This is a genomic window from Vibrio sp. IB15 (assembly GCF_016406055.1).
Lineage (GTDB): Bacteria > Pseudomonadota > Gammaproteobacteria > Enterobacterales > Vibrionaceae > Vibrio > Vibrio chagasii.
Map to the genome: position 1 here is coordinate 1 of NZ_JAEFCE010000100.1, position 8,344 is coordinate 8,344.

Below are 8,344 nucleotides of genomic sequence, written 5' to 3' on the forward strand. Positions count from 1 at the left end.
CTTCTTCTTGAAGATAAAAGCGGCTTTCCCCGGAAAGCCGCGATGAACCTTTTTTATACCCGCTTCAATACCCAATCGTGCTTGCTTACAACCAATCCTTTTTGATCCTCATGCCTGTCCTGTGTAGAATACTCGGATTCTCGGAAGAAGTTGCGTAGAGCAAGAGCAATGAGTCATATACTAGATAAAATCGATACAGTTTACCCGTTTCCGCCTAAGCCAGTTCCACTGAGCGACGCTCAGAAGCAGGCCCACATCGCAAACATCAAAAAACTACTTCAAGAAAAAGATGCAGTTCTAATTGCACACTACTACACAGATCCTGAAATTCAGGCGCTGGCAGAAGAAACTGGTGGTTTCGTTGGCGATTCATTAGAAATGGCTAAATTCGGTAACCGTCACTCAGCAAGCACTTTGATCATCGCTGGTGTTCGCTTTATGGGTGAGTCTGCGAAGATCCTTACTCCTGAAAAACGCATTCTAATGCCAACGCTTGAAGCTGAATGTTCATTAGACCTTGGCTGTCCTGCTGATAAATTTACAGAATTTTGTGATGCTCACCCTGACCACACAGTGGTTGTATACGCAAACACTTCTGCGGCTGTTAAAGCTCGTGCAGACTGGGTGGTTACGTCGAGCATTGCTTTGGAAATCGTTGAGAGCCTAGACGCTGAAGGTAAGCCAATCATTTGGGGGCCTGACCGTCACTTAGGTTCTTACATCGCGAATCAAACCGGCGCTGACATGTTACTTTGGCAAGGTGAGTGTATCGTTCACGATGAGTTCTCTGCAGATGCATTGAGAAAGATGAAGTCGGTATACCCTGAAGCGGCAATTCTTGTGCACCCAGAATCTCCAGCAAGTGTTGTAGAGTTGGCTGATGCTGTTGGTTCTACTAGCCAACTAATCAAGAAAGCGAAAGAGCTGCCGCATCCACAGATGATTGTCGCGACAGACAAAGGCATCTTCTTCAAGATGCAACAACTGGTTCCTGAAAAAGAGCTGATTGAAGCGCCAACGGCGGGTGCTGGTGCAACTTGTCGTAGTTGTGCACACTGTCCTTGGATGGCAATGAACGGTCTTGAGGCAATTGAAAACGCACTTGAGAATGGCGGTGAGCAACACGAAATCTTCGTTTCTGACGAGCTACGTGTTAAATCGCTTATCCCATTGAACCGTATGTTAGATTTCGCAGAGCAGTTAAACATGCAGGTAAAAGGCAACGCGTAAGCGGCTTACTTATCTGACTAATTTAAAAACCAGCCTTTAGTGCTGGTTTTTTTGTACCGAAAGATAGCCTGCTAATATCAACCTTGTGAGCATGTATCTTTTTTCTGATGATTCATCTTGTTGATATCGCGTATTTTTTCTAGCATGTAAGTAAGAACGAAGGATTTGAGGCTCGAATGATAATCTGGTTGCAACTCAAACGTTGGATCAAAGCAAACATCTTTGTTTTGAACGGCAAAAACCTACTGTTTACTTTTCTAGGCTATGTGTTTATTTCATGGTCGAGTTTGTATTTGGTGGGTGAGACGGACTTAACCAGTTCGTTTACTACATTCGCGTATTACTTAGTGGTGACCGCTTCGACAGTAGGGTATGGCGACTTATCACCGACGACAGAAGCGGGTCGATGGATTGTCATTCTATTTGTGATTCCGGGTGGACTTAGTCTGTTTGCTGCGTTACTCGGTAAGGTTGCCACAGAAGGTGTTGAATATTGGCGAGCTGGCTTGTTAGGAAAAAGGAGAGTACGAGTGGAAAATCATATTTTAATGTTGGGGTGGAATGAGCAAAGAACCATTCACCTTATCCGTATGCTCCAGCATGAAGAGACGGGTAGGCGTCCAATCGTGTTATGTACGCGTTCAGACATTGAAAACCCACTCCCTGGTGAGATCAGTTTCGTGAAAGTGAATAGCTACACTGATGGTAAAGAGATGGAAAAGACGGGGATTGAATCAGCCAGCTGTATTCTGATTGATAACCCAGAAGATGATATTACTTTATCTGCTGCACTTTATTGTGCTAACCGAAACCCAGAAGCGCATCTGTTGGTTTACTTTAAAGATGAGGCATTGAGTGACCTGCTACATAAACATTGCCCGAACTCTGAATGTATTCCTGCGGTAGGCGCGGAGATGCTCGCAAAAGCTGCGGTCGATCCAGGATCCAGTGCGCTGCACCAAGAGCTGCTTAGCTCGACGAGAGGTATGACGCAATATTCGACTTACTATCCTCAAGATGCTGAACCTGTGACTGTGGCGCCGATTTTCTCTGTGTTCAAAGAGAAGTATCAAGCGACGTTGATTGCGATAGACTCTGGAAACGGTATTGAGCTCAACCCAGAATTGGATCAAGTCGTCAGTAGCGGTACTAAGTTGTTCTATATTGCCGATGAGCGTATCGACGACTTTGATTGGAACGGTTTTTAAGGCGTAACTCTTTTCGATGTGAGCGCTTTTCGTGTACTAGAGAGTTTCGCGTTACTGGACATTTTCGCATTAAAAAAGGCCTCATCATGAGGCCTTTTGCTGTTTGTTTCGTAGTTTCTGTTGAATACTTTTATTGAGCTTCAGCCAGTGCAATACCGCGCTGAGTTAGACCACAAAGCATTATAGGAACTGCATTGAAGATCTCTTCAAATTGCTCTAGGCCTTCGATACCTTGTTCGGCTAGGGTTGCGATTGAGGTTTCTGGATCGTAAAGCATGCTAAGAGAAAGTAGAACGCCGCCAACCAGAGCGTTGTCTTCGCTATCTTCAGGCATTAGTGTTTCCCAATCATCACGAGCAATCTGCCAGCCTTGAAGTAAGCCTTCACAGAAATCACGAGCAGCAGTATTAACCACTTCCTCTTCGTCCAATTGACAAGCTTCAGGCCAAACCCAAGTGCCTTCGATTAGTTCGGGACGAGTTTTGTTCCAAAGCGCAATGATCACTTCAATGTAGCTTTCTAGTTGCTCGCCATCAGTGAAAGGAGCGACTTCTTCGCCACCCCAAAGGAACGGTAGCCACTCATGCGGGGTTAACACATTAGGCGCTGCAGCCATTGCAGTGACAAAGCCCATGGTTTTGTGTTCTGTGATTAGCTTTCCTTCCAACTCTGGAAGCGCAAGAATATCTTGTAAAGTCAAAGTGAGGTACCGTAAAAGGGAACATATTTGCGCTTATAGTACCAATGAACTTGTGCCAATCAAGCTTCAATCTAAAAAGGCTTGATGTCGTTGAGGATAAACACTAGGTTTAACAGAAAAGAAAACAATAAAAGAATTATGCAGATACGGTCGTCTTTAAAGAAAAAAAGCATGGTAGCGCTTGGGTTATACCTTGCAATGTTTATCGCTATTGTCGGTAGCGTCACGTATTACGTCGTAGAATCTCCTGTGCGCGCCAAACTGCAACAGAACCTCGACTTACGTACGCAATTACTGTCTTCGTTGATTACAGAGCCACTCAGCAGCTCTCAAGGTTTTGTTGATAGTCTAGTTGGTTTTGCTCAGGCGCAGCGTAAAGGCGAAGATGTTATCCCTCTGTTTAAGTCGATGTTAGCCGCGAGTGACGACACCATTGTCAGTGCTGGCATTTGGCCAGAACCTTATGCGTTAGATTCCGACAAGCTCTTAAACAGTTATTTCTTTAACAAAGCTGACGACGGAACCATCGATCAGCTGTTTTCTTACAACAACCCTAAAAATGCCCCTTATCACGAAGAGTATTGGTATACCTCGGTGGTCGATGAACCGCAAGGAACCATCTCATGGAGTGATGTCTATATCGATCCTTACACGCACGTTCGAATGATCACAGCGTCTTCGCCGTATTACTACGATGGCACCTTTGCAGGTATCGCGACGGTGGATCTCTCTTTGGAAGAGTTACTGGGTTTTATCAAGAATCACGCAGAAGAGTATAACCTTGGTATTACCTTGAGAGATAAGCTCAACCAAGTGCTAGTTTCTCATAACTTTAACCTTGTCGAAGGGATCTACATCAGTAGCAATCAATTCGGTGAGTTTGGCTGGCAAGTTGATGTTGTTAACTCTAAATCGCGGGTAGCAGACGAAGTGTTTCGTCAGGTGATGAGTATCGAGGGTGGTATTGTGCCCTTGTTGCTACTCTGTGTGATGGCGGGTTACTACTTACTTAACCGTTATTTAATCACTCCAATCACCAACATCGCCACTCAGGTCAACAGTTCAAAAGCCGGTGAGGTGATTGACGTTGATTACTCAAGTCATGATGAGATCGGTCACCTGATCAAAACCTTCAATGAGAAGACGGTATATCTCGAAGCCGAAAAAGTGAAAGCGCAAGCATCAACCAATGCAAAGACTGCTTTCCTTGCGACCCTGTCACACGAAATTCGTACCCCGATGAATGGTGTTTTGGGAACCGCGCAAATTCTATTAAAAACCCCGCTTAATGCTGAGCAAGAGAAGCACCTCAAGAGTCTGTATGAATCAGGCGATCACATGATGACCTTGCTGAATGAAATCTTGGATTTCTCTAAGATTGAGCAGGGTAGGTTAGACCTTGATGAGACGCGCTTCCCACTGGATTCGATCATCGGCAGTATCAACAGTGTTTACTACACATTGTCTTCTGAAAAAGGGCTCCAATTTAAGGTGTATTCAGAAGTGCCTTCCGGTCGCTGGTATTTCTCCGACAAAGCACGCTTGCGTCAAATTCTATTTAACCTCTTAAATAACGCAGTGAAGTTCACCTCGCGCGGTTTTGTTGAGGTTTACCTTAAAGAGGTAGTCGAAGGCAGCGATACTTACCTCAGCATTCGAGTTCGTGATACCGGCATCGGTATACCGAAAGAGGCGCAAAAGCGTATTTTTAAACCGTTTGAACAAGCAGAGTCTTCGACGACAAGACGTTTTGGTGGTACAGGCCTTGGGTTAGCGATTGTAAAGAAAATCACTCAGCTTATGGATGGCAACATTACCGTCACCAGTGAGGAGGGGATAGGCACTAGCTTTGATGTACGTTTGAAAATTCAACCTTGTCAGCCTGGTGAAATAGAGAGCCTGCCACACAAGAAGTTAGATTATTCTGGTTTGAAGGTGCTGATCGTTGAAGACAATCGAACCAACACGGTAATCATTGAGACCTTTATGAATAGCAAGGGCTTTACTTGCAAGAGCGTTGAAAATGGTGAACTGGCGATACAGGCGCTAGTTGCTGAACGATTTGACCTCGTGTTGATGGATAACCACATGCCAGTCATGGACGGCGTAGAATCAACAACAGCCATTCGAGCGTTAATTGGTGAAGTGTCTTCAGTATTGATATTTGGTTGTACGGCTGATGTCTTCAAAGAGACTCGTGAGCGTATGCTTGGGGCTGGAGTAGATTATATTATCGCTAAGCCGATTGATGAGCGTGAACTTGATGATGCCCTGTTCCGTTACTCTAATAAGTTGTATCAATATCATGAAACCAAAAGCCAGAATGAGAGCGGGCCTTTAGTTAAGCCTTTGAGCTTAAACAGTCACGATGCGAACTTTCATAAGAATAAGAGCCCAAGCCGCTCACTACCGAAACCTGATCTGCGCAACAAGGACAATACCGAAGAGCTACTCGTGACACTCTATGTCGCGTTGGAAGACAATAACCTAGACCTGATTCAGTCTGCGTTAGAAAGCCTACGTAAGCATGTCGAACCTATGGACAATGCTGAGCTTTCTTTTCAAGTCGATAAAGCGTTAGAACAGGTTTCTTTGGGCGCTCCGCCGACTCAAGATGTTATCAACATAATTACCGTGAACCTTCCCATGGCATAGTTGTTTAATTACGGAAAGTTAATGGCGAATCGCCTGTATTTTGACCTTTATGTAATTTCCTGGTTGAAGTGACTGGTTTTTAAATGGTTTTTGGTTGTTAATTTACAACTTTATTTTTAATTTGAAATGTATGACTACTAATCTTGTGTTTTAATAGCGACATTATCTGGTGGGGTGCGAAAGTGCCTTGTTTATATGTTGCTAAATCACTAAATAGGTAGTGATATATTTTAGGTTTAACGCTCAATGAAGTCTCGTGGTCCATTTTGTATTCGTAACGCAGCGGCGGATACATTTGCTATGGTAGTTTTCTGTTTTATCTCCGGCATGATCGTAGAAGTGTTCATCTCTGGTATGACGTTCGAGCAATCTCTTGCTTCTCGAACGCTGTCGATTCCGGTAAATATTGCCATTGCATGGCCTTATGGCGTGTTCCGTGATTGGTTCTTGCGTAATGGTGCAAAGCTTTCACAAAGCTCGTTGATGAAAAACCTGTCAGACCTTATGGCTTATGTATTATTCCAGTCCCCAGTGTATGCTGGTATTTTGTTAGCTGTTGGTGCTTCAAGCGACCAGATCGTGACTGCGGTAACCAGTAACGCGGTGATCTCTTGTGGTATGGGCGTATTGTACGGTTACTTCTTAGATATGTGCCGTAAGTGGTTTAGAGTTCCAGGCTACTATCAACAAGCTTAAGAAAAACAACAAGCGTAAGTGCAGCGAAAGAATGAAATTTGGTTTGTTTTTGATCTAATGAGTTAATTTGTAATCGAACAAACTTAAAAAGGCACTTTTTTTGATAATGCCCCTTGACCAAAGCAAGCAGAATCAATAAAGTAGCGCCTCGTTGAGTGACGAGCTCAACACAATTTGTGGAAGGATGGCTGAGTGGCTTAAGGCGCTCGCCTGGAAAGCGAGTATACGTTTATAGCGTATCTGGGGTTCAAATCCCCATCCTTCCACCACTATTCTAAACCCCAGCAGAAATGCTGGGGTTTTCTCGTTTTTGGGTGCCCAAATTTTTATCCCCTTCTTCTTTTCGAAACATTCCTTTCTCAAATCCTTTTTGTGTTCGTCACTCCCACTGTTTATGTTAAAGCATTTTGATCCAGATTAGCGATTGATGTCACCGATAAACGCTTGATTTATCGCTGTGGATCTACAAGATTAAGAGTAAGCAACATTATGAATAACCTTAACTCTTAGGAATCTATCGCATCATGACAGAAACCCTCGTTTCTCCAATGCTCTCCTTTACTATAGCGATCTCATTACTGTTTATTGGTAAAGGCTTAATCGAGCGCTCTGAAGTATTAAGGAAGTATTCACTACCAGAGCCAGTTATTGGTGGCTTTGTTTGTGCCGCTACCGTCGCTGCGCTTTACTATCTCTTTGAAATCCAGATCACTTTTAGCCTCGATGTCAGAGACTTTCTGCTTCTCTACTTTTTTGCTGGTATTGGGCTACAAGCGGACATCAAGACGCTGGTAAAAGGTGGGCGGCCGCTGTTTATCCTGCTCTGTCTCGCGTCGACTTTTATTGTTCTTCAAAACGTGGTGGGTATGGCTGTCGCATCGGGTTTTGGTATGGATGCGAAAGCGGGCTTGTTGTCAGGCTCAATTAGCTTGATTGGCGGTGTTGGTACAACTCTAGCTTGGGCGCCAATGTTTGTGGAAGAGTTTGGTATTTCTAACGCGCTGGAGCTTGGTGTAGCGTCCAACACGGTGGGTTTGATTGCAGCCTGTGTCATTGGTGGCCCGATTGCCAACTACCTTCTCAATAAACATAAAGTGAGCCCTTCGAATGAAGAAGAGGTAACCGTTGGTGCTTACCAAGAGAGTGAAACAAAAATTGAGCTTAGTCATTACGGCGTTCTGTGGGCATGGTTGATTTTAAACCTGACGCTCATGCTGGGTTACAGCTTGAGTGAAGTTATCGACTCAATGGGTCTAAAGCTGCCGTTATTCGTGAGCTGTTTAATTGCGGGTATCTTAATCGGAAACGTTGGTCGGGCTTTGTTCAAGAAGGGTCGCACACAAGAAAAAATTGCCCAAGGTCGTAAAGGGTTGGCAATGATCTCTGATATCTGTCTGGGCATGTTCTTAACCATGGCATTGATGGGGCTGCGTATCTGGGACCTTGATGGGTTGTTTGGTTACATCTCAGTGATCATGAGTATTCAGATTCTACTTTCACTGCTGTTTACCATCTTTGTGGTTTATTACTTGATGGGAAGAAACTACGACTCAGTGGTGATATGTTCTGGCTTCGGAGGCATCACTTTAGGCTCGACTGCAACAGCGATTGTAAACATGACAGCCGTGACTCACCGCTATGGTGCAAGTCCACAAGCCTTTATCGTGGTGCCATTAGTGTGTGGTTTCTTTGTCGATTTGATCAATGCGCTGGTGATCAGTTTCTTTGTTGGGATGTAGTCTTTCTCCCGTCTATCTTGCTGAATAAAATAAGCCTAGCGTTGAAGCTAGGCTTTTTTTCGGTTCATCGCGGATTAGCGGGAACTAAAAACAAAAACGGTAGTAAGTGATATGGT

General features: G+C 44.3%; 6 protein-coding genes and 1 tRNA gene. 6 read left to right on the plus strand and 1 reads right to left on the minus strand.

Translation table 11 applies throughout. The features are described from left to right. Positions 1-168: 168 nt before the first annotated feature. Complete coding sequence (gene nadA / locus JC606_RS22305; protein ID WP_004741080.1) at positions 169-1,230, plus strand: quinolinate synthase NadA; 1,062 nt, start codon at positions 169-171, stop codon at positions 1,228-1,230. A gap of 176 nt (positions 1,231-1,406) precedes the next feature. After that, positions 1,407-2,438 carry a potassium channel protein gene (locus tag JC606_RS22310; protein WP_198779468.1) on the plus strand — a complete coding sequence of 344 codons (1,032 nt, stop codon included), beginning with the start codon at positions 1,407-1,409 and terminating at the stop codon, positions 2,436-2,438. Between the two features lie 130 nt (positions 2,439-2,568). Here JC606_RS22310 and JC606_RS22315 read toward each other — a convergent pair whose 3' ends face one another. After that, complete coding sequence (locus JC606_RS22315) at positions 2,569-3,138, minus strand: UPF0149 family protein (RefSeq protein WP_198779469.1); 570 nt, start codon at positions 3,136-3,138, stop codon at positions 2,569-2,571. A gap of 138 nt (positions 3,139-3,276) precedes the next feature. Between JC606_RS22315 and JC606_RS22320 the strand changes: the two genes are divergently transcribed. From JC606_RS22320 to gltS, 4 genes are all read left to right on the plus strand, one after another. Continuing rightward, positions 3,277-5,793, plus strand: a complete 2,517-nt coding sequence (locus JC606_RS22320; protein WP_443083688.1) for an ATP-binding protein — start codon at positions 3,277-3,279, stop codon at positions 5,791-5,793. 246 nt (positions 5,794-6,039) lie between these two features. Continuing rightward, on the plus strand, positions 6,040-6,489 hold the full coding sequence (locus tag JC606_RS22325) for an L-alanine exporter AlaE (RefSeq protein ID WP_102423554.1): 450 nt from the start codon (positions 6,040-6,042) through the stop codon (positions 6,487-6,489). Between the two features lie 178 nt (positions 6,490-6,667). After that, positions 6,668-6,758: transfer RNA gene (locus JC606_RS22330), tRNA-Ser, on the plus strand. Between the two features lie 255 nt (positions 6,759-7,013). Further along, a complete protein-coding gene (gltS, locus tag JC606_RS22335; RefSeq protein ID WP_198779471.1) occupies positions 7,014-8,228 on the plus strand; it encodes a sodium/glutamate symporter in 1,215 nt (404 codons plus the stop codon). Positions 8,229-8,344: the final 116 nt, after the last annotated feature.

Excerpts from the sequence above, each read along its gene's own strand:
- nadA (WP_004741080.1), top strand. The coding sequence starts at position 169 with ATGAGTCATATACTAGATAAAATCGATACAGTTTACCCGTTTCCGCCT.
- JC606_RS22310 (WP_198779468.1), top strand. The coding sequence starts at position 1,407 with ATGATAATCTGGTTGCAACTCAAACGTTGGATCAAAGCAAACATCTTT.
- JC606_RS22320 (WP_443083688.1), top strand. The coding sequence starts at position 3,277 with ATGCAGATACGGTCGTCTTTAAAGAAAAAAAGCATGGTAGCGCTTGGG.
- JC606_RS22325 (WP_102423554.1), top strand. The coding sequence starts at position 6,040 with ATGAAGTCTCGTGGTCCATTTTGTATTCGTAACGCAGCGGCGGATACA.
- gltS (WP_198779471.1), top strand. The coding sequence starts at position 7,014 with ATGACAGAAACCCTCGTTTCTCCAATGCTCTCCTTTACTATAGCGATC.